This window comes from Variovorax sp. RCC_210 (genome assembly GCF_041355175.1).
Taxonomy (GTDB): Bacteria; Pseudomonadota; Gammaproteobacteria; order Burkholderiales; family Burkholderiaceae_C; genus Variovorax.
On the sequence record NZ_JBFUPJ010000017.1, the window covers coordinates 144572 to 164266 of the forward strand.

At 71.0% G+C, this 19695-nt stretch carries 9 protein-coding genes; 4 read left to right on the top strand and 5 right to left on the bottom strand.

Going from position 1 to position 19695, the window contains the following annotated elements:
* Positions 1 to 39: 39 nt before the first annotated feature.
* The 3 genes from AB6807_RS33625 to ppc form a co-directional block, all read right to left on the bottom strand.
* Positions 40 to 8244, bottom strand: a complete 8205-nt coding sequence (locus AB6807_RS33625; protein WP_371087958.1) for a GH36-type glycosyl hydrolase domain-containing protein — start codon at positions 8242 to 8244, stop codon at positions 40 to 42.
* Positions 8241 to 8459: a hypothetical protein gene (locus AB6807_RS33630; RefSeq protein ID WP_116908291.1), complete on the bottom strand. Its 219-nt coding sequence runs from the start codon at positions 8457 to 8459 to the stop codon at positions 8241 to 8243. The genes AB6807_RS33625 and AB6807_RS33630 overlap by 4 nt, the downstream gene beginning before the upstream one ends.
* Positions 8460 to 8645: 186 nt before the next feature.
* Positions 8646 to 11498: a phosphoenolpyruvate carboxylase gene (gene ppc / locus AB6807_RS33635; protein ID WP_116908290.1), complete on the bottom strand. Its 2853-nt coding sequence runs from the start codon at positions 11496 to 11498 to the stop codon at positions 8646 to 8648.
* Positions 11499 to 11583: 85 nt separating this feature from the next.
* On the opposite strand from ppc, the gene hemC reads away from it, so the two are divergent.
* The 4 genes from hemC (at position 11584) to AB6807_RS33655 (ending at position 15782) form a co-directional block, all read left to right on the top strand.
* A complete protein-coding gene (gene hemC / locus AB6807_RS33640) occupies positions 11584 to 12510 on the top strand; it encodes a hydroxymethylbilane synthase (RefSeq protein ID WP_371087959.1) in 927 nt (308 codons plus the stop codon).
* Between the two features lie 16 nt (positions 12511 to 12526).
* Positions 12527 to 13300, top strand: a complete 774-nt coding sequence (locus AB6807_RS33645) for a uroporphyrinogen-III synthase (RefSeq protein ID WP_371087960.1) — start codon at positions 12527 to 12529, stop codon at positions 13298 to 13300.
* Positions 13297 to 14394 carry a uroporphyrinogen-III C-methyltransferase gene (locus tag AB6807_RS33650; protein WP_116908287.1) on the top strand — a complete coding sequence of 366 codons (1098 nt, stop codon included), beginning with the start codon at positions 13297 to 13299 and terminating at the stop codon, positions 14392 to 14394. Before AB6807_RS33645 ends, AB6807_RS33650 begins: the two co-directional genes overlap by 4 nt.
* A gap of 104 nt (positions 14395 to 14498) precedes the next feature.
* The gene (locus AB6807_RS33655) at positions 14499 to 15782 is read left to right on the top strand and encodes a heme biosynthesis protein HemY (RefSeq protein WP_116908286.1); all 1284 of its coding nucleotides are present in this window, start codon (positions 14499 to 14501) and stop codon (positions 15780 to 15782) included.
* A gap of 55 nt (positions 15783 to 15837) precedes the next feature.
* On the opposite strand, the gene AB6807_RS33660 is transcribed toward AB6807_RS33655, so the two are convergent.
* Positions 15838 to 16113, bottom strand: coding sequence for a hypothetical protein (locus AB6807_RS33660; RefSeq protein ID WP_371087961.1), 276 nt, complete (start codon positions 16111 to 16113; stop codon positions 15838 to 15840).
* An 11-nt stretch (positions 16114 to 16124) separates the two neighbouring features.
* Positions 16125 to 19502, bottom strand: coding sequence for an Rne/Rng family ribonuclease (locus tag AB6807_RS33665; protein WP_371087962.1), 3378 nt, complete (start codon positions 19500 to 19502; stop codon positions 16125 to 16127).
* Between the last annotated feature and the right edge of the window lie 193 nt (positions 19503 to 19695).

Genomic DNA, 19695 nt, shown 5'->3' on the forward strand with positions numbered 1-19695 from the left:
GCGGAGCGGAGCGGACCCGGCCCGAGCGGCCCCGCCCCTTCAGGCCACCCGCAGCACCGCGTCGGCCGGCAGCGCCTGCCAGTCGATCCATTCGCCCGCCGCCACGTGGTGCGTCGGCGCGGCCGCGCCATCCACGCCGTGCACCTCGCCCCACTGGAGCGTGAGCTGCCGCCCCCCGAGCCGCAGCGCGATCTCGAAGCCCGGCCAGTGCGCCGGCACGTGCGGCGTCAGCGCGAGCTGGCGGCCCTTCACGCTCAGGCCCAGCAGCGTCTCCACGGCCGCGCGGTGCAGCCACGCGGCCGAGCCGGTGTACCAGCTCCAGCCGCCGCGGCCCACGTAGGGCGCCGCGCCGTACACGTCGCCCGCCATCACGTAGGGCTCCAGCTCGTACACCGGCCCGCGCTCGGGGTGCCGCGCGCGATGCGCCGGGCTCAAGCCCTCGAAGCTCTGCCACGCCGCCTCGTGGTCGCCCTGCAGCGCCTGCGCCATCAGCGCCCACACGGCGCCGTGCGAATACTGGCCGCCGTTCTCGCGCACGCCGGGCGGGTAGGCCTGGATGTAGCCGGGGTTGTTGGTCGAGTTGGCGAAGGGCGGCGTCAGCAGGCGCAGCAGGCCGGCCGGCTCGTCGTGCAGCAGCTTCTTCACCGAGGCCATGGCCGGGCCGGTATGGGCGTCGTCCGAGGCGCCCGACAGCACCGACCACGCCTGCGCGATCAGGTCGATGCGGCATTCGTCGTTGGTCGACGAGCCCAGCGGCGCGCCGTTGTCGAAGAAGGCACGTCGGAACCACGCGCCGTCCCAGCCGGCACCGTGCAGCGCGGCAATCCAGCCGGTGCGCGCGGCGCTCCAGCGCGCGGCGCGCTCGTGCTCGCCGCGTGCCTGCGCCAGCGGCGCGAACTGCGCGACCACGCTGCACAGGAACCACGCGAGCCACACCGATTCGCCGCGGCCTTCGTTGCCCACGCGGTTCATGCCGTCGTTCCAGTCGCCGGTGCCCATCAGCGGCAGGCCGTGGGCGCCGGTCTTCAGGCTGCGGTCGATGGCGCGCGCGCCGTGCTCGAACACGCTGGCCATCTGGCCGCTGCGCTGCGGCGCGTAGTAGGCGTCTTCGGCGCCCTCGGGAATGGCCGGGCCTTCGATGAAGCCGGCCATGGCGTCGAGCAGCGATGCATCGCCCGTCACCTCCACGTAGTGCGCCGCCGCGTACGGCAGCCACAGCAGGTCGTCCGAGAAATGCGTGCGCACGCCGGCACCGCCGGGCATGTGCCACCAGTGCTGCACGTCGCCCTCGGGAAACTGGCGCGCCGCGTTGAGCAATATCTGCTCGCGCAGCCGCGCCGGGTCGGTCAGGGCGAAGGCCATGGCGTCCTGCAGCTGGTCCCTGAAGCCGAAGGCGCCGCCCGCCTGGTAGAAGCCGGCCTTCGACCACAGCCTGCAGGCCAGCGTCTGGTAGACCAGCCAGCGGTTGACCAGCGCGTCGAACAGCGGGTCGGGCGTGCGCACGTGCAGCCGGCCCAGCAGCTCGTTCCAGAAGCCCTGCACCTGGGCCAGCGCGGCCGGCACGTCGCGCTGGCGCCAGCGGTGCGCCAGGTCGAGCGCGGCGTCGGCGCTGGCCGCATGGCCCAGCACGAAGCTGAAGCTGGCCGTTTCGCCGGCCGCCACCACGAATTCGCCGCCGATGGCCGCGCAGGCGTCGAGCCCGCTGCCGGCGCGCCGCGCGAGCGTGTCGGGCACCTCGACCACGCCGTGGCCACCGAAGAACTCGTTGCGGTCGCAGGTCCATTGCGTGGCGCCCATGGCCGAACTGGTGCCGCTGCCTTGCAGGCCCGCGAGCATCAGGAAGGCCGTGCTGCCGCCGAAGCCCGCGCCCGATTCGCGCTGCTCGCCGAACACGGCCGGCTGGTCTTCGGGCTTCCAGCAATGCACGGTGCGCCGCGTGCCGCGCGCGTCGCCGAGCTGCCACTCGGCCATGGCCAGGGCGCGCAGGCGCCGCGCGCCGCTGCCCTGGTTGTGCACGCGCACGTGCACCAGCTTCACGGCCTCGTCGCGGTCGGCGAAGAAGGTGGTTTGCAGCGCGAGGTCGCCCGCGTCGTGCTCGAACACGGTGTAGCCCTGGCCGTGGCGCACGCGGTGGCGCGCCTTGCCTGCATGGCCGCCGGCGGGTGTCAGCGGCAGCATGTCGCGCGAGGCCAGGTCCTGCAGCAGGTAGTGCTCGAAGGCCGGGTCCTGCACCGGGTCGTTCGACCACGGCGTGACCTGGTGCATGCGGCTGTTCACGGCCCAGGTGAAGCCGGTGCCCCACTCGGACACCTGGAAGCCGAAGGCCTCGTTGGCGATCACGTTGATCCACGGGCGCGGCGTGCGCCGGTCGGCGCCGACCTCGAAGCGGAACTCGCCGCTGTCGGCGTCGAACTCGCCAGTGGGAGGCGTTGCCGTGGGCAGCGCTTCGAGGCGTGGCACCAGCGGCACGGCCGGGGGCGTGGCGACGGTTTCGGTGGCCGACGGCGCGTCGCCGCGCGCCTCGTGCAAGGCCGCCACCTGCACTTCGAGCGGGCGCCCGTCGGCCGTGAACACCGCGCGCGCCAGGCTGGAGAGCGCGGCCTTTTCCGAAGGCACCACGTCCTGGTCGCGCAGCAGGTAGAAGCCGGCCGTGTCGTTGCGCGGAAAGCTGTTCTGCGTTTGCTGGGTGACGCGTGAGCGCAGCATTTCTATCTCGCGCTGCAGCGGCATCAGGTACGAGTTGGGTTCGCTGTTGAGCACCACCAGGTCGCAGGCCACGCCGCCGAAGCCCCACCACGGCTGCGCGCGCAGCAGCGTGTTGATGAGGCCCATGCCGTTCATCGAGTGGATGTACACCAGCACGATGGGCTTGTCCCCCGAGATGCCGAAGCGCCAGATCTGCCGCAGGTCGATCAGCCCGCGGTCGCTCATGACGCGCGGCGTGGTGTACGTGAGGATGGTCGTCAGGTCTTGCAGCGCCAGGTTCTGCGCGGGCGCGATGCTCAGGTCGCGCAGGCGCACCTGCGCCAGCGTGGCGGCCATGCGGGTGGCGCGCTCCACGTGCATGGGCTGCATGTAGCGGTCGATGCCGGGCATCAGCGCCTCGATGGTCTCGTCGGCCGCCGTGGCGAAGCTCAGGCGCGCGGTGGCGCCCGGCGCAATCGACAGCCGCACGCGCAGGCAGGCGATGGGGTCCAGCCCGTTCACCTGCTTGCCCTTGGCGGTGAGCGGCTGCGCGTCGAGCGCGGGGTTGGCCAGCGTGCGGTTGCGCCCGATGAAGGCGCGCCGGTCGGTCATGCAGTCGATGGACAGCACGTTGGCGTCCGCCGAGGCCAGGAAATGGGCGGCGGCCACCACCGCGTCGCCGTGCAGGCGCGGCTTGCGCGACAGCAGCAGCGCGCGCCACGAGGGCTCCCAGCGCGACTCCACGAACAGGTTGGCGAAGGCCGGGTGCGCCTCGTCGGCCTTGGGGTTCGACAGCACCGGCTCGAAGTACGACACCAGCTCCAGCGTGCGCGTGTGCTCGCCCGAGTTGTGCAGGGTGATGTTGCGCAGCTCGGTGTCGTCCTCGGGGCTGATGAGCACGGTGGTGCGCACCTGCAGGCCGGGGCCGGTGGCGTCGAACTGCACCTGGTCGGCCAGGAAGCGGGTGCGGTAGCGCCAGTCGGCGCCGGGCGCGGGCAGGGCGGTGAGCGAGGTGAGCGCTTCGGCGCCGTCGTCGCGGATGAAGAAGAAGGTGCCGTAGCTGTCGCGCAGCGGGTCGTCGCGCCAGCGCGTCACGTTGAACGAATGCCAGCGGCTCACGCCCGCGCCGTTGGCGCGCAGGGCCACGGTGTAGCGGCCGTTCGACAGCAGGTGCGTGGGCTGGAAGCCCGGTGCCATCGGGTCGACCAGGCGCGGCTGGAACAGCGGCGCCAGCTCGGCCTGGCTGGGCTCGGGCGGCGTGCGCGGATCGGCGCTGCCGATGATCTGGCGCGGCGTGCGTTCGTGCAGCAGCGTGTCGTGCGCCTGCACCAGCGCGGCGCTGCCGAACCAGCGGCGCGGCGCGTCGGCGCACAGCAGGTTGCACAGCGCCACCAGCGACATGCCCTGGTGGTGCGCCATGAAGTTGCGCACCACGGTGAAGTCCTGCCCCTCGCTCTGGCGCGAGGCGGTGAAGTCGACCGCGTCGTGAAAGCCGAACTCGCCGCGCGCGCCCAGCGATTCGAGCAGCTCCAGGTTCTGCACCGCCGCCACCGGGGCGAAGGGCGCGGCCATGGCGCTGGCATAGGGCGCCACCACGCGGTCGGTGGGCGGCGTGCGCCGCAGCGCGAGCCGCGGCACGCCGAAGGGCGAGTACTGGTAGGCCAGCGAGTGGTCCTGCGCGAAGTACGCCGACTCGGACACGCCCCACGGCAGGTTCTGCGCGCGGCCGAAGGCCTGCTGCTCGGCGATGGCGGCGGCGTTGGCCACCTGCAGCAGGCCGTCGGTGGGCTCGGACATCACCAGCGCGGGCATCACGTACTCGAACATCGAGCCCGACCACGACTTCAGGCTGGGCTGGAAGCCCACCAGCAGGAAGGGCCGGCCCAGCGCCATCCAGTGGCGGCGCGGCACGTCCCCCTTGGCGATGGCCAGGAAGCTCAGCAGGCGCGACTCGGAGGCCAGCAGGTCGTAGTAGCTGGCGTCGAGCACGTTCTCTTCCACGCGCAGGCCGATGTGGAACAGGTGGCGCTTGGCGTCGTAGAGGCCGCTGAAGTCCATGTCGGCGTGCAGCGCGTCGCAGCGCCGTGCCAGGGCTTCGAGCGCGGGCGCCTCGTGCGCTTCGCATCCTTCGGCCGCGAAAGCGCGGCAGGCCTGCGCCACGGCCACCAGGTGGCCCGCGAAGTTGCCGCTGTCCACGCTGGACACGTAGTCGGGCGGCAGCGGTTTCAGCGTTTGCGTGTCGTACCAGTTGAACAGGTGGCCGTGGTGCTTCTGCATGCGGTCCACGCTGTCGAGCGTGGCCGTGATGCGTGCGAGCAGCGCGGCGGTGTCGATCCAGCGGAACTCGCGCGCGCAGCAGGCGGCCAGCAGGTACATGCCGATGTTGGTCGGCGAGGTGCGGTGCGCAATGGTGGGTTGCGGCTCCAGCTGCAGGTTGTCGGGCGGCAGGTGGTTGTCGTCGGGGCCCACCACGTGCTCGAAGAAGCGCCAGGTGTCGTGCGCCACCTTGCGCAGGTAGCTGCGCTGCTCGGTGCTGAGCGGGTCTTGCACTTCGGCATCGGCGCGGCTGCCCCACCACGCCGCCACCGGCGCCAGCGCCCACAGCACGAACAGCAGCGGGCCGATGACCGGGTAGGCGCTCCAGTGCGCCGCCACGGCGAGTGCAAGGCACAGCACGCTGCTGGCCGCGGCATTGCGCAGGAAGGGCCCCAGCCGTTCGCTCGCCTGGGCCTGGGCTTGCGCCGCCGTGGTCCATTCGAGCAGGTGCCGGCGGCTGACGACCAGGCGCCAGGTGGCGCGGAACCACGCGTCCAGCAGCAGCCGCGTCTGCGCCGCGAGCTGCACGAACTGCCACGCCGCGCCGGCCATAGCGCGCAGCAGCTCGACCGCGCCCACGTCGAAGAAGTGGCGCAGCTCGATGGCACGGCGCGTGGGCACCAGCCCGGCGAGCGCGCCCAGCAGCGGCCCCAGTACCAGCGCCGAGGCCACGGCCGCCAGCGCCCAGCCCAGTGGCATGGCCTGCGTGAACACCACCAGCACCAGCAGCGCGAAAGACGCCGGCACCACCAGCGAGCGGCGCAGGTTGTCGCCCATCTTCCACAGGCCCAGCGCGTCGAGGCCGAAGCGGCGCGCGCGCCACATCAGCGGCAGCAGCTGCCAGTCGCCGCGCACCCAGCGGTGCACGCGCGACGCGGCCACGCCGGCGTGGTGCGGATGGTCTTCCACCAGCACCACGTCGCTCACCATCGCGCAGCGCGCGACCGTGCCTTCGAGCAGGTCGTGGCTGAGCACCGCGCCGTCGGGCAGGCGCCGGTCGAGCGTGGCGTGCAGCGCGCGCACGTTCAGCAGGCCCTTGCCGGTGAAGGAGCCGCTGCCGAACACGTCCTGGTAGATGTCGGAGGCGCCGCTGCCGTAGGGGTCCAGCCCGCACTGGCCGGCGAACACCCAGTGGAAGAACGAGCGCTCGTTCTGCATCGGAAATGGCGTGACGATGCGCGGCTGCAGGATGCCGAAGCCGGCCACCACGCGCCGGCTCCGCACATCGATTTCGGGCGCGTTCAGCGGGTGCGCGGCAATCGACACGAGGTCGCGCAAGGCGCCAGGCGGCAGGCCGGTGTCGCTGTCGAGCGTGAGCACGTAGGGCGTGCGGCCGGCGGCCAGGCGCAGGCCGGGCGCGAGCGGCAGGAAGCCGCTGGCGTCGCCGGTGGCCAGCAGGCGCACCAGCATCTCGAGCTTGCCGCGCTTGCGCTCCCAGCCCATCCAGCGCCGTTCGGTGTCGCTCCAGCTGCGCGGGCGGTGCAGCAGCAGGAAGCGCGGCGCGGCGTCGGGCGCCACGGGGTATTTCGCGTTGAGCGCGGCGATGCGCTGCAGCGCGTCGTCGAGCAGCGCGCCGTCTTCGGGCAGCGAGGCCTGGGGCGCATCGGCCCAGTCGGTCAGCAGCGCGAACTGCGCGTGGTCTTCGCGGTTGGCCAGCCAGTGCAGCTCGAGCCGGTGCGCCAGCTGCGCGTTGTTCGCGGCCGACGACAGCAGCGTGGGCATGACGACCAGCGCGCGGTGCCGCTCGGGAATGCCGTTGGCAAAGTCCAGGCGCGGCAGGGACTGCACGCGCACCGACTCGGCCATGATGCGCTGCGCCAGCGCCAGCAGCGCCTCGGACAGCGGCCACGCCAGCAGCACCAGCGCCAGCACGGTGGTCCAGTCTTCGCGGTGCGGCAGGCCGTGCACCACGGCGGCCAGCAGCAGCGCCGTGCCCAGCGCCACCGAGCCGATGTACACCGGCAGGCGCCAGCCGCGATGGTCGCGCGGCGGCTGTGCCGCAGGGGCGACGACGGCGCGACCCGCTCGCCTGGCGTCGACGTCGGCCTGCAACGCCGCGACAAGCGCGGGCCGGCCCTGGCCGAAAAGATAGAAGCCGGCGGTGCCGTCGGCACGGTCGGTCTCGGCGCCGGCGTCGTCGGCCGGCGCGGACGCGGCCAGCTGCACCACGGCCTGCGCCACCACGCGCTCGGGCTGCTCGCTGGTGCGCGCCACCTGCTCCATGGCGTGGGTGATCTGCTGGCGCGTGAGTTCGCTTTCGTTGGCGAAGCTGGGCAGCTCGCGCAGCACGCGCAGCGAGCGGCTCACGGGCTCGATCAGGTCGCTCCACTCGACCTGGCCGATCATGCGCAGCGTGGTGATGATGTTGCCGACCGTGAGGTTGGCCGCGGCCTGCGCGTTCTGCGCCTCGCCGATCAGCGCCGGGCCGTTGGGGCAGTGCTGCTCGGTCCAGCGCACCAGCGCGGGCATGTCTTCGCCGCGCTCCACGGGCAGGCGCTGCCACAGCTGCGTGAGGTAGTTGTCCTGCAGGCCGTGGCTTTGCAGCGCGCGGTAAAGCACGTCGAGGTCCTGCGCCGAGAGGTGCGGCGCGGCGTCCCAGGCGGCGTGCGCGATTTCGCGCGCGACCTTGTTCTCGGCGATGGTCTCGGCCACGCGGCGCAGGTTTTCGAGCAGCACCACGCGCAAGGTGGTCGGCAGCGCCCACAGCTCGCCGAGCGTGAGTTCGTCCACCTCCTGGTAGGCGTTCAGAAAGGCCGTGAACAGCGCCTGGTTGAGCACGCTGTCGGTGTGGGCCACGTAGGCCCACGCAATGCCGTACACGCGCGGCAGGCCGGCCAGAGGCGGCGCCGCCAGCTTGGGCAGGCGCGCGTAGTAGCTGCGCGGCACGCCGTCGTGAATCTGCTGGAGCTGCGCCTCGACCAGGTGGAAGTTGTCGAGCAGCCATTCGGCCGCCGGCGACACGTAGCGCCCGCTGAGCGAAATGAGCGCGATGTAGTCGAAGGCGTTGCGCAGCGAAGCGAGGTTTTCGTCCACGCGCGGAAAGAAGGGGGCGGCTTCGCGCGAGGCGTGGTCTTCTTCGACCACCTGCGCGCGCGCGAGGCTGCGCCCGTGCTGCTCGAAGCGCTGGACGCCGAAGAGTTCGGCGCGAATCGGAAGGGCTACCGGGTCATGCGGACCCAGAAGCAGCGCCCGGGCGTAGTGACTGAGCCCCTGGAGGCGGTCGACGGCGGCTGCGGCGCTCAAGCGACGGCGAAAAGGCCGATGCCCAACACCACGGCCACGCAGGCCATCGTGACGATGCGGCCCGCAGCGAGCGCGCGCACGCGTTGCATGTGGCTTCGCAGCGAGAACCAGCGCCCGTGGGCGCGCGCGCAATGGCGCATGTGGGAAGCGAGCGCCTCGACGTCGTTACCGACGAAATCGATGGGCGAATGGGTCAAAGACTGCGGGACTGGCATGGCTACGGGCTCCTTGTAACGACTTCGAGCTGCCGCGCAATTGCGAGAACTGTGGCGAGAACTGTGAACGAGTCCGACCGTACCCTTTTAAATGACCTTACGGGTTCCTCATTGCGGACAGACGACGTAGGAGAGGGCGCACAAGGCGCCCTCTGTTCCCCACGAATCAGCCGCGGTTGATATGAATCAACCCGTGTTGCGCAACCCCGCCGCCACCCCGTTGATGGAGATGTGGATGCCGCGCTGCAGCCGCTCGCCGCCGTCGCCCGCGCGGTAGCGGCGCATCAGCTCCACCTGCAGGTGGTGCAGCGGATCGATGTACGGGAAGCGGTGGCGCACCGAGCGCTGCATCTCGGCGTTGCCCTCGAGCCGCTGCTTGGCGCCCGTGATGAGCGTGAGCGCGTCCGACGTGCGATGCCATTCGGCGTCGATCATCGAGAACACCTTCTGGCGCAGCTTGCGGTCGGTGACCAGTTCGGCGTAGCGCGAGGCCAGCGCCAGGTCGCTCTTGGCCAGCACCATGTCCATGTTCGACAGCAGCGTGCGAAAGAAGGGCCACTGCTCGTACATGCGCTGCAGCAGCGCCACGCGCTCCTTCTTGCCCGCGGCGGTGCCGGCGGCGGCCAGGAACTGCTCCACGCCCGAGCCGAAGCCGAACCAGCCCGGAATGGTCAGGCGGCACTGGCCCCAGCTGAAGCTCCACGGCACCGCGCGCAGGTCGTCGATCTTGTGGCTGGGGTTGCGCGACGCGGGGCGCGAGCCGATGTTGAGCTCGGCGATCTCGCGGATCGGCGTGGAGCCGAAGAAGTAGTCGCCGAAGCCCGGGGTCTCGTACACCAGCTTGCGGTACGCGCCCATGCTCGCGGTTGACAGCTCGCCGGCGGCCGACAGGAAGGTGGCGGGCGCCGACTTGCCTTGCGGCAGCAGCGTGGCTTCGAGCGTGGCGGCCACCAGCGTCTCGAGGTTGCGCCGGCCGATCTCGCGGTTGGCGTACTTGGAGCCGATGACCTCGCCCTGCTCGGTGAGGCGGATCTGCCCGCGCACCGTGCCCGGCGGCTGCGCCAGGATGGCCTGGTAGCTCGGGCCGCCGCCGCGCCCCACGGTGCCGCCGCGGCCGTGGAACATGCGCAGGCGAATCGGGTTGGCCTTTTTCTTGTTGAGCTCGTCGAACAGCGCCACCAGCGCGATGCCCGCGCGGTACAGCTCCCAGTTGCTGGTGAAGATGCCGCCGTCCTTGTTGCTGTCGCTGTAGCCCAGCATCACGTCCTGCTCGGCGCCCGAGCGTTCGATGAGCGCCTGGATGTTCGGCAGCGCATAGAAGGCGCGCACGATGGGTGCCGCGTTGCGCAGGTCTTCGATGGTCTCGAACAACGGCACCACGATCAGGTCGCAGGTGGCGTTGCCGTCCATGGCGCCGCGCAGCAGGCCCACTTCCTTCTGCAGCAGCAGCGCCTCGAGCAGGTCGCTCACGGTCTCGGTGTGGCTGATGATGTAGTGGCGGATGGCCGCCGCCCCGTAGCGCGCACGCGAGGCGCGCGCGGCCGCGAAGATGGCCAGCTCGCTGCGCGCGAGCGGCGAGTAGTCGGCGTCGGGCACGCGCAGCGGGCGGGCGTCGTCCAGCAGGCGCAGCAGCAGCGTCTGCTTGGCGTCTTCGGCCAGCGACGCGTACGAGGGCTCGATGCGCGCGGTGGCCAGCAGCTCGGCAATCACGGCCTCGTGCTTGTCGGAGCTCTGGCGCAGGTCGACCGTGGCCAGGTGAAAGCCGAACACCTCCACCGCGCGAATCAGCGGCAGCAGGCGCGGCGCGGCCAGCACGGTGCCGTGCTTTTCCTCGAGCGACTCGGCCACGGTGCGCAGGTCGGCCAGGAACTCTTCGGCGGTGGCGTACGGGTTCTGCGGCGCGACGGCGTGGCGCGCGGCCTCGCCGCCGGTGAGCTCGCGCAGCGTGGCGGCCAGGCGCGCGTACACGCCGGTGAGCGCGCGGCGGTAGGGCTCGTCCTTGCGGTGCTCGCTGGTGTCGGGCGAGCGCTCGGCCAGCGCCTGCATCTCGACCGACACGTCGACCAGCGTGGCCGACAGCGACAGCTCGCCGCCCAGGTAGTGCACCTCGGTGAGGTAGTGGCGCAGCGCCAGTTCGCACTGGCGGCGCAGCGCGTACTCCAGCGTTTCGGCCGTGACGTTGGGGTTGCCGTCGCGGTCGCCGCCAATCCACTGGCCCATGCGCAGGAAGGGCGCCACCGACGGCGTGTGGCCGCCCTGGGCCAAAGCCTTTTCGAGGTCGGCGTACACGCGCGGAATCTCGCGCAGGAAGGTGGCCTCGTAGTAGCTCAGCGCGTTCTCGATTTCGTCGGCCACGGTGAGCTTGGAAAAGCGCAGCAGCCGCGTCTGCCAGATCTGCGTGACGCGCGTGCGCATCTGCGTTTCGTTGTCGGCGAATTCGAGCGGCGTGAGCGCGTCTTTTCCGCCGGCATAGGCGCCCTGGCGCAGGCGGATCTCGTCGCGCACGGTGAGCAGTTGCGCAATGGCGCGCTCGGCGTCGAGGATGCTCTTGCGCTGCACTTCGGTCGGGTGCGCGGTGAGCACGGGCGACACGTAGCTGTGGGCCAGCGAGGCAACGATGTCGTCGGGCTTCACGCCGGCCTTGCGGATGCGCGCGAGCGCGGTCTGCAGGTCGCCGTCGGCGCTGTCGCCGGCGCGTTCGGCCTCGGTGCGGCGGCGGATCTGGTGGCGGTCCTCGGCCAGGTTGGCCAGGTGGCTGAAATAGGTGAAGGCGCGAATCACGCGCACCGTTTCCGCGGCGCTCAGGCCCTTGAGCAGGTTTTTCAGCGCGCGGTCGGCGGCCTGGTCGGCATCGCGGCGGAAGGCCACCGACAGCGTGCGGATCTTCTCCACCAGCGCATAGGTCTCGTCTCCTTCCTGCTCCCGGATCACATCGCCGAGGATCCGGCCCAACAGCCGGATGTCTTCGATGAGTGGCTGGTCTTCGGCCTGTCGGCGCCTGGAGGGGGCAAGGGGAGCAGGGGTCTTGCTGGCTTTCATTCGGTGTGTGTCCTGGACTTCTTGAATGGATGCGCCGACTGCGTTGCTGCGGCGCAACATGCTAGCATTCCCGCGGTTTGGAAACATGTACTTTTCGGGAACGGTCTTGAGCAATATCGTGATCGCCACGCGCGAAAGCCGGCTGGCACTTTGGCAGGCTGAACACGTGCAGGCGCTTCTGCAAGAACGAGGCCACACGGTCAGCCTGCTGGGCCTCACGACCACGGGCGACCAGATCCTGGACCGCTCGCTCAGCAAGGTGGGCGGCAAGGGCCTCTTCGTGAAGGAACTCGAGCTCGCGCTGGAAGAAGGGCGTGCCGACATCGCGGTCCATTCGTTGAAGGACGTGCCGATGGACCTGCCCGAAGGTTTCGCGCTGGCCTGCGTGCTGGAACGCGAAGACCCGCGCGACGCGCTGGTCTCCAACCTCTACGCGAGCATCGACGAACTGCCGCTGGGCGCGGTGGTCGGCACCTCGAGCCTGCGCCGCGTGGTGCTGCTGCGCGCGCTGCGACCCGACGTGCGCATCGAACCGCTGCGCGGCAACCTCGACACCCGACTGCGCAAGCTCGACGAAGGTCAGTACGACGCCATCGTGCTGGCCGCGGCCGGGCTGAAGCGGCTGGGCCTGGAAAGCCGCATTCGCGTGGCCTTCGAGCCCGACACCATGCTGCCCGCCGCGGGGCAGGGCGCGCTGGGCATCGAGGTGCGCGCGGACCGCACCGAACTCATCGAACTGCTCAAGTCGCTGGCCCACCAGGGCGACTGGCTGTCCACCTCGGCCGAACGCGCGGTGAGCCGCGCCATGGGCGGCAGCTGTTCCATGCCGCTGGCCGCGCACGCGCGCTGGCAGGCCGATGGCGCATTGCGCATCGACGCGGCCTGGGGCGACCCCGAAGGCAACGCGCCGCTCGTGAAGGTGCACGCGCGGGCACCGGCCGGCGACTTCGCACAGGCCGACGCGCTCGGCGAGCACGCCGCCACGCTGCTGCGCGACGCCGGGGCGCGTTGACGGCCGGGGTCATCGCATGACCACCCGCCCCGTCATCGTCACGCGGCCGGCGCGCGAAGCGCGGCAATGGGTGGACGACCTGCGCGCCGCGGGCCTGGACGCGGTGGCGTTGCCGCTGATCGCGATCGAACCCGTCGCCGACGCCGAGCCCTTGCGCAAGGCCTGGTCCCGCCTTGCCGGCTATGCGGCGCTGATGTTCGTGAGCGCCACGGCGGTCGAGCACTTCTTCGCGCACAGGGACGACGCCGTGTCATTGGCGGGCCGCCGTTTCTGGGCGACTGGGCCGGGCACCACGCGCGCCTTGCTGCGTGCCGGCGTGCCGCCCGAGGCCATCGACGCGCCGCCGCCCGAGGCCACGCGCTTCGACTCCGAAGCGCTGTGGGAGCGCGCGCACGCACAGGTGACGCCGGGGGTGCGCGTGCTGATCGTGCGCGGCGGCGACGAAGCCGGCCACCCCACGGGCCGCGACTGGCTCGCCAACGAGATCGACGCTGCGCGCGGCCTGCGCGACACCGTGGTCGCGTACCGCCGCTTGCCGCCGTCGTTCGATGTCGTACAACGCCAGCTCGCGCTCGACGGTGCCGAAGGCCGCGCGATCTGGCTCTTCAGCAGCTCCGAAGCCATCGGCAACCTGCAACGCGCCATGCCCGGCACGCAGTGGCATGCGGCCAGCGCCGTCGCCACCCACGCACGCATCGGCGAAGCCGCGCGGGCCGCGGGTTTCGGGGCGTTGCGTGTATGCACACCGCTGCGGGAAGCACTGGTCGCGTCGATAGAATCCCTCGCATGAGCGCCGCGTCCCCGTCAGACGATCTTCCTTCTTCCCCCGCCGTCGCCACCACGCCGGTACCGGTCACCGTGGCACCGCACCAGACCCCCGCCGCCAAGGCCGCCGGTGCCTTGCTGCTGTCGCGCCTCGGGCTCGGCCTGATCGCGCTGGTGGCCGTGGTGGCGCTGCTGATGGCCATTGCGCTGTGGCAGAAGGTCAGCGGCATGAAGGAGCAGCTCGCGCGGCAAAGCGCCGATGCCATCGCGCAGTCGATGGAAGCGCGCACGCTGGCCCGCCAGGCCAGCGATACGGTGCGCGATGCATCGGCCCGCGTGGCGCTGGTCGAGACGCGGGTGGCCGAGGTGGCGCTGCAGCGCTCGCAGCTCGAGGAACTCATTCAAAGCCTGTCGCGTTCGCGCGACGAGAACCTGGTGGTCGACATCGAGTCGGCCCTGCGCCTGGCCTTGCAGCAGGCGCAGGTCACGGGCAGCGTGGAGCCCTTGCTGGCGGCGCTGAAGGCCGGCGACGTGCGCATCGCGCGGGCGGCGCAGCCCCGGCTGGCACCGCTGCAGCGCGCCATGCAGCGCGACGCCGACCGCCTGCGCAGCAGCGCCAGCACCGACAACGCCGAGGCGCTGCAGAAGCTCGACGAACTCATGCGCGGCGTGGACGACCTGCCCACGCTCAACGCGGTGGCCGTGCGCGGCACCGGCACCAACGCCTGGCAGGCCGAGCCCATTCCCGCCGATGCGCCGTGGTGGAGCCGCGTGCTGCTGACCATTCGCGGCGAGATGCGCTCGCTGGTGCGCGTCGGCCGCATCCAGAGCCCCGAGGCCATCCTGCTGGCGCCCGAGCAGTCGTACTTCCTGCGCGAGAACCTGAAGCTCAAGCTGCTCAATGCGCGGCTGTCGCTGCTGTCGCGGCAGATGGAGGCCACGCGCAGCGAACTGGCGCAGGTGACCGCGTCGCTCAACCGCTATTTCGATCCCGCGTCGCGCCGCACGCAGGCCGCCGCCACGCTGCTGCAGCAACTGCAGACGCAGGTGAAGACCACCGAGCCCGTGCGCATCGACGACACGCTCACCGCCTTGACCACCGCGGCCGCAGGACGCTAGAACCGATGACCCCCCGGCTTTTCACTCGCTGCGCTCCGTGCAATTCGCCACCCCCCGAGCGGGCGGCGCGACCCGCCTTGGGGCGGCCCGGCGGCGGTCGCTGAATGCGCGCGGCAATCTGGCTCCTCGCGCTGTTCGCCGTCGCGGCGGCGGTCGCGCTGTTCGCAGGCAACAACCAGGGCACGATCACCGTGTTCTGGCCGCCCTGGCGTGTCGACCTGTCGCTCAACCTCGTGCTGGTGATCCTGCTGGTGGCCTTCGTGCTGCTGCACGCGGCGCTGCGCGCGCTGTCGGCGTTGTTCTCGCTGCCCAAGCAGGCGCGCCAATGGCGGCTGCAGCAGAAGGAGCGCACGCTGCACGCGGCCTTGCTCGATGCCATGGTGCAGCTCATTTCGGGCCGCTTCTCGCGCGCGCGCAAGGCCGCCCAGGCGGCGCTCACACAAGAAAAGACGCTGTCCGCGCTCGGCGCCAGCCTGCCGCAGGCGCAGCAGGTGCGCGTGCTGTCGCACCTGCTGGCCGCCGAGAGCGCGCAAGCGCTGCAAGACAAGCCGGCCCGCGATGCCCACCTGCAGCAGGCCCTGAACGAAAGCGCCGACCGCGCCGTGCTTGCGAGCCCGGAGACGCGCGAAGGCGTGCAGCTGCGCGCGGCCCGCTGGGCGCTGGAAGACCGCGATGCGGCCGCGGCGCTGGCGCGGCTCGAAGAACTGCCGCAAGGTGCGCAACGTCGCACGCTGGCCCTGCGCCTGCGACTGAAGGCGGCGCGGCAAGACCGCCGCACGCTCGAAGCGCTGGAAACCGCGCGGCTGCTGGCCAAGCACCGCGCGTTCTCTGAAGCTGCCGCGCAAAGCATCGTGCGCGGCCTGGCGACCGAACTGCTGTCGGGCGCGCACGACCCGGCGCAACTGCTGCGGGCCTGGACCGAACTCGACGCCAACGAGCGCGGCATGCCCGAGGTGGCCATTCACGCGGCGCAACGCATGGTCGCGCTGCGTGGCGACCTCGCACTGGCACGCGGCTGGCTGCTGCCGGCCTGGGAGCGCATGGTCGCCAACCCGCGCGGCCTCGGCGATGCCCTGCGCGTGAAGCTGGCGCGCGCGCTCGAGGCGGGGCTCGATTCGGTGGACGCCGACTGGCTGGCCCGCATCGAAAGCGCGCAACGCAACAACCCGCGCGACGCCAACCTGCAGTACCTCGCGGGCATGGCGTGCATGAAGCGGCAGCTGTGGGGCAAGGCCCAGCAACTGCTGACGCAGGCCGGCCTGGGCCTGCAGGACACCGAGCTGTACCGCCGCGCCTGGCTCGCCCTGGCGCAGCTGGCCGAAGACCGCGACGACGCCGCGCAAGCGGCCGAGGCATGGAAGCGCGCGGCGCAGGTCGAGCACTCCTGAGCCCCGGGCCGGGCTCGCTTCAAGCGAAGTTCAGGGGCGGCCGGCCCTTGCACTCTTACGCCCGTAGGCGCGATCCCTGTTCCTGCTGCACCGACGGCTTGTCCCTGCCGACGATCAGCCCGCTGATGTCGGCTAGCACCCGGACTCCCACGCCGCCGTAGAGCATCACCCCGCCGAAGCCGTGCACCAGCGCCGGAAAGCTTTCACTGAGCGAGCCGAAGTTGCCCGCCGCGATCTTCTCGGCCAATTGATCCTGGAAATGCCAAAGCTTCCGGCGCACGACCGGGCATAAAAAAACGGCGCCGAGTGGCGCCGTTTTCATTTGCTGCAAGCGTGCGCGGTTCAGGGCGCGCGTTGCTGCTCCGTACCGCTGGCGGCTTGCTCGAAGGGCAGCGACATCGCACCGAGGTCGCGGCGGGTTTCGACCAGCACCAGCGGGCCTTCGTCGACCACCACCACCGGCGGACGTTCGCGCGGCACGTGCACGGGCTTGGGCTCGGCGGCGATCGCGGCGCGGACTTGCGCAATGCGTTCGGCGTCGGAGTTGACCCACTGCAGGCCCGAGCTCTCGGCGATCTGCGCGAGTTCGTTCAGCGGCAGTTCGAAGGCCTGGACCTTGGGCAGTGCCCGGCCGTTGGCAGCGGTGGCTGCGGCGGGTGCGGCGACAGGTGCCTTGGCGGCTTCGACCACGATGGGTGCTGCCGCCGGTACCGGGGCTTGCACCGGCGCGGGACGCTCGGCACGGGCCTGCTGGGGTGCAGGTTCGCGCACCTCGCGGGCCTCGGGTGCCGCGGCGGCAACCGCTTCGGCGCGCTCAGGCACTTGCTGCGACAGCTCCTGGCGCTCTTGCCGTTCCTGGCGCTCTTGACGGGCGACCGGGGCTTCCTGCGCTTCGACCGCTTCCGCGGCGATGACGCCGAGCACGCCTTCGGTGGCCGGTGCGTTGACCGTGCCGGCTTCGTTCTCGTCGCGCGGGCCGCGTTCGCGGCGGTCGCGGCCGTAACGGTCACGCGAACGGCCGCGGCGCGCTTCGCCTTCGCCCTCGCGGCGCGGTGCCTGCTCGTTGTTGCCGTTCAGGTCGCCGTCCTGGCCGTCCTGACCGGCTTCGGTGGCGGCTGCCACTTCGGCTTCGCCGTTCAGCTGTTCGGGCGCATCGTTGCGGCGCTCGCGGCGGCCGTCGGTGCGTTCGCCGCGGCCATCGTTGCGCTCGCCGCGCGGTGCGCGCTGCTCGTCGCGGCCGTTGCGCGGCTGGCGTTCGCCCTGGGGCGCGCCTTCGCCGGCTTCGGCACTGCGTTCGCGCGGGGCGACGTTGTCGCCATTGCGTTCACCACCTCGTTCACCACCGCGCTCTGCACGGTCGCCGCCACGTTCCGAACGCTCGCCGCGCTCGCCACGTTCACGGCGTGCACGCGGTGCGCGCTCGGCCGTGTTGCCTTCTTCGCCTGCAACCGCGCCGGGCGCGAGTTGCTGGGCTTCGAGGTTCACGTTGCCGTCGAGTGCTTCCGCCGGCTGGTTGCGGCCGTCGCGGCCTTCGCCTTCGCGGCGTTCGCCACGGCCGTTGCGGCGGGGTTCGCCTTCGCGCGGTGCGCGCGCTTCACGCGGCTCGCGGGGTTCGCGCTGTTCACGCGGTGCGTTGGTGCCGTCGGCGCGCAGTTCGCCCGTGCGGGGTTCGCGGCCTTCACGGCCCTCGCGCCCTTCACGGCCTTCGCGGCGTTCGCCGCCGCGGCCACCACGGCGTTCGCCGTCGCGGCCCGAGCGGGCGCCGTTCTCGCCACGGCCTTCGCCGCGACCTTGGCCATCACGACCCTCACGGCCTTCACCGCCGCGTCCGCCACGGCGTTGTTCGCCGTCGCGTCCACCGCGTGCTTCGCCACGCGCTTCGCCGTCGCGGCCAGGGCGGCCGTCGCGGCGGGGCTTCGGCGGCTCGACCGGAATCACGGCCGGCGCAGGCGCTGCCACGGGTTCTGGCGTGGCGCCGAACAGGCTCTTGATCCAGCCGAAGAAGCCGGTCTGGGCCGGCACGGGCGCGGCCACCACGGGCGGTGCGACCACGGGTGCAGGTGCAGCGGCGACAGGCGCGCGCTCGGCTTCGGGCTTGGGCGGCACCACCGGCGCGGGCGCGTCGGGCAGCACGCCCTTGATGACCGGCGTCTGCTTGTTGGTGGGCTCCTGCGAGCGGCGGGTGACCGCCGTCGGGTCTTCGATCTCGTCGGCCATCTTGTAGCTGGCTTCGATGTGGTCGAGACGCGGATCGTCGTGCTTCAGGCGCTCGAGCTTGTAGTTCGGCGTTTCGAGCGTCTTGTTGGGCACCATCAGCACGGTGACGCGCTGCTTGAGCTCGATCTTGGCGATTTCAGGGCGCTTTTCGTTCAGCAGGAACGACGCCACTTCGACCGGCACCTGGACGTGCACGGCGGCCGTGTTGTCCTTCAGGCACTCTTCCTGAATGATGCGCAGGATCTGCAGCGCGCTCGATTCGGTGTCGCGGATGTGGCCCGAGCCGCCGCAGCGGGGGCAGGGGATCGACGAGCCTTCGCTCAGCGCCGGCTTCAGGCGCTGGCGGCTCATTTCCATCAGGCCGAACTTGCTGATCGAGCCGAACTGCACGCGGGCGCGGTCCTGGCGCAGCGCGTCGCGCAGGCGGCTTTCGACTTCGCGGCGGTTCTTCGACTCGTCCATGTCGATGAAGTCGATGACGATCAGGCCGCCCAGGTCGCGCAGGCGCATCTGGCGGGCCACTTCGTCGGCGGCTTCGAGGTTGGTGCGGGTGGCGGTTTCTTCGATGTCGCCGCCCTTGATGGCGCGGGCCGAGTTCACGTCGACCGACACCAGTGCTTCGGTGTGGTCGATGACGATGGCGCCGCCCGAGGGCAGTTGCACGGTGCGGGCGTAGGCCGACTCGATCTGGTGCTCGATCTGGAAGCGGCTGAACAGCGCCGCGTCGTCGCGGTAGCGCTTCACGCGGGCGGCATGCTCGGGCATGACGTGCGCCATGAACTGCTGCGCCTGGTCGTAGATGTCGTCGGTGTCGATCAGGATGTCGCCGATGTCGTGATTGAAATAGTCACGAATGGCGCGGATGACGAGCGACGATTCCTGGTAGATCAGGAAGGCGCCCTTGCCGCCCTTGGCTGCGCCGTCGATGGCGCTCCAGAGCTTGAGCAGGTAGTTCAGGTCCCACTGGAGTTCGGGCGCCGAGCGGCCGATGCCGGCGGTGCGCGCGATGATGCTCATGCCCTTCGGGTATTCGAGCTGGTCCATCGCCTCCTTGAGGTCGGCCCGGTCTTCGCCCTCGATGCGGCGCGATACGCCACCGCCGCGCGGGTTGTTGGGCATCAGCACGACATAGCGGCCGGCCAGCGAGATGAAGGTGGTGAGGGCCGCGCCCTTGTTGCCGCGTTCTTCCTTTTCGACCTGGACGGTGAGTTCCTGGCCTTCGCGGATCGCGTCCTGGATGCGGGCCTGGCTTGCCGACACGCCTTCGGCGAAGTACTGCTTGGAGATTTCCTTGAACGGCAGGAAGCCGTGGCGGTCTTCGCCGTAGTCGACGAAACAGGCTTCGAGCGAAGGCTCGACGCGCGTCACGACCGCTTTGTAGATGTTGCCCTTGCGCTGTTCGCGCCCTTCGATTTCGATTTCGTAGTCGAGCAGTTTCTGCCCGTCGACGATGGCCAGGCGCCGTTCTTCGGCTTGCGTGGCATTGATCAGCATCCGCTTCATGATGCGTTGTCCTTATATGTATCGTTCTACCGGCCCTTGAAGGGCCAACGATGCACGGACGACGCCCGCGAAACCAGGGAATTGCCGCTTGGGCCCCGGATGCTGTCACTGCCGCGCCAGGCGCGAGCAGGCCTCCTGAGAATTAACTCAAGAAGACAGCCGGGGTGGGGGCGCGTGGATGGGCGCGAGCCAG

Coding starts and splice junctions, on each gene's coding strand:
- AB6807_RS33630 (WP_116908291.1), bottom strand. CDS start 8,459: ATGCCAGTCCCGCAGTCTTTGACCCATTCGCCCATCGATTTCGTCGGT.
- ppc (WP_116908290.1), bottom strand. CDS start 11,498: ATGAAAGCCAGCAAGACCCCTGCTCCCCTTGCCCCCTCCAGGCGCCGA.
- hemC (WP_371087959.1), top strand. CDS start 11,584: ATGTACTTTTCGGGAACGGTCTTGAGCAATATCGTGATCGCCACGCGC.
- AB6807_RS33645 (WP_371087960.1), top strand. CDS start 12,527: ATGACCACCCGCCCCGTCATCGTCACGCGGCCGGCGCGCGAAGCGCGG.
- AB6807_RS33650 (WP_116908287.1), top strand. CDS start 13,297: ATGAGCGCCGCGTCCCCGTCAGACGATCTTCCTTCTTCCCCCGCCGTC.
- AB6807_RS33655 (WP_116908286.1), top strand. CDS start 14,499: ATGCGCGCGGCAATCTGGCTCCTCGCGCTGTTCGCCGTCGCGGCGGCG.
- AB6807_RS33665 (WP_371087962.1), bottom strand. CDS start 19,502: ATGAAGCGGATGCTGATCAATGCCACGCAAGCCGAAGAACGGCGCCTG.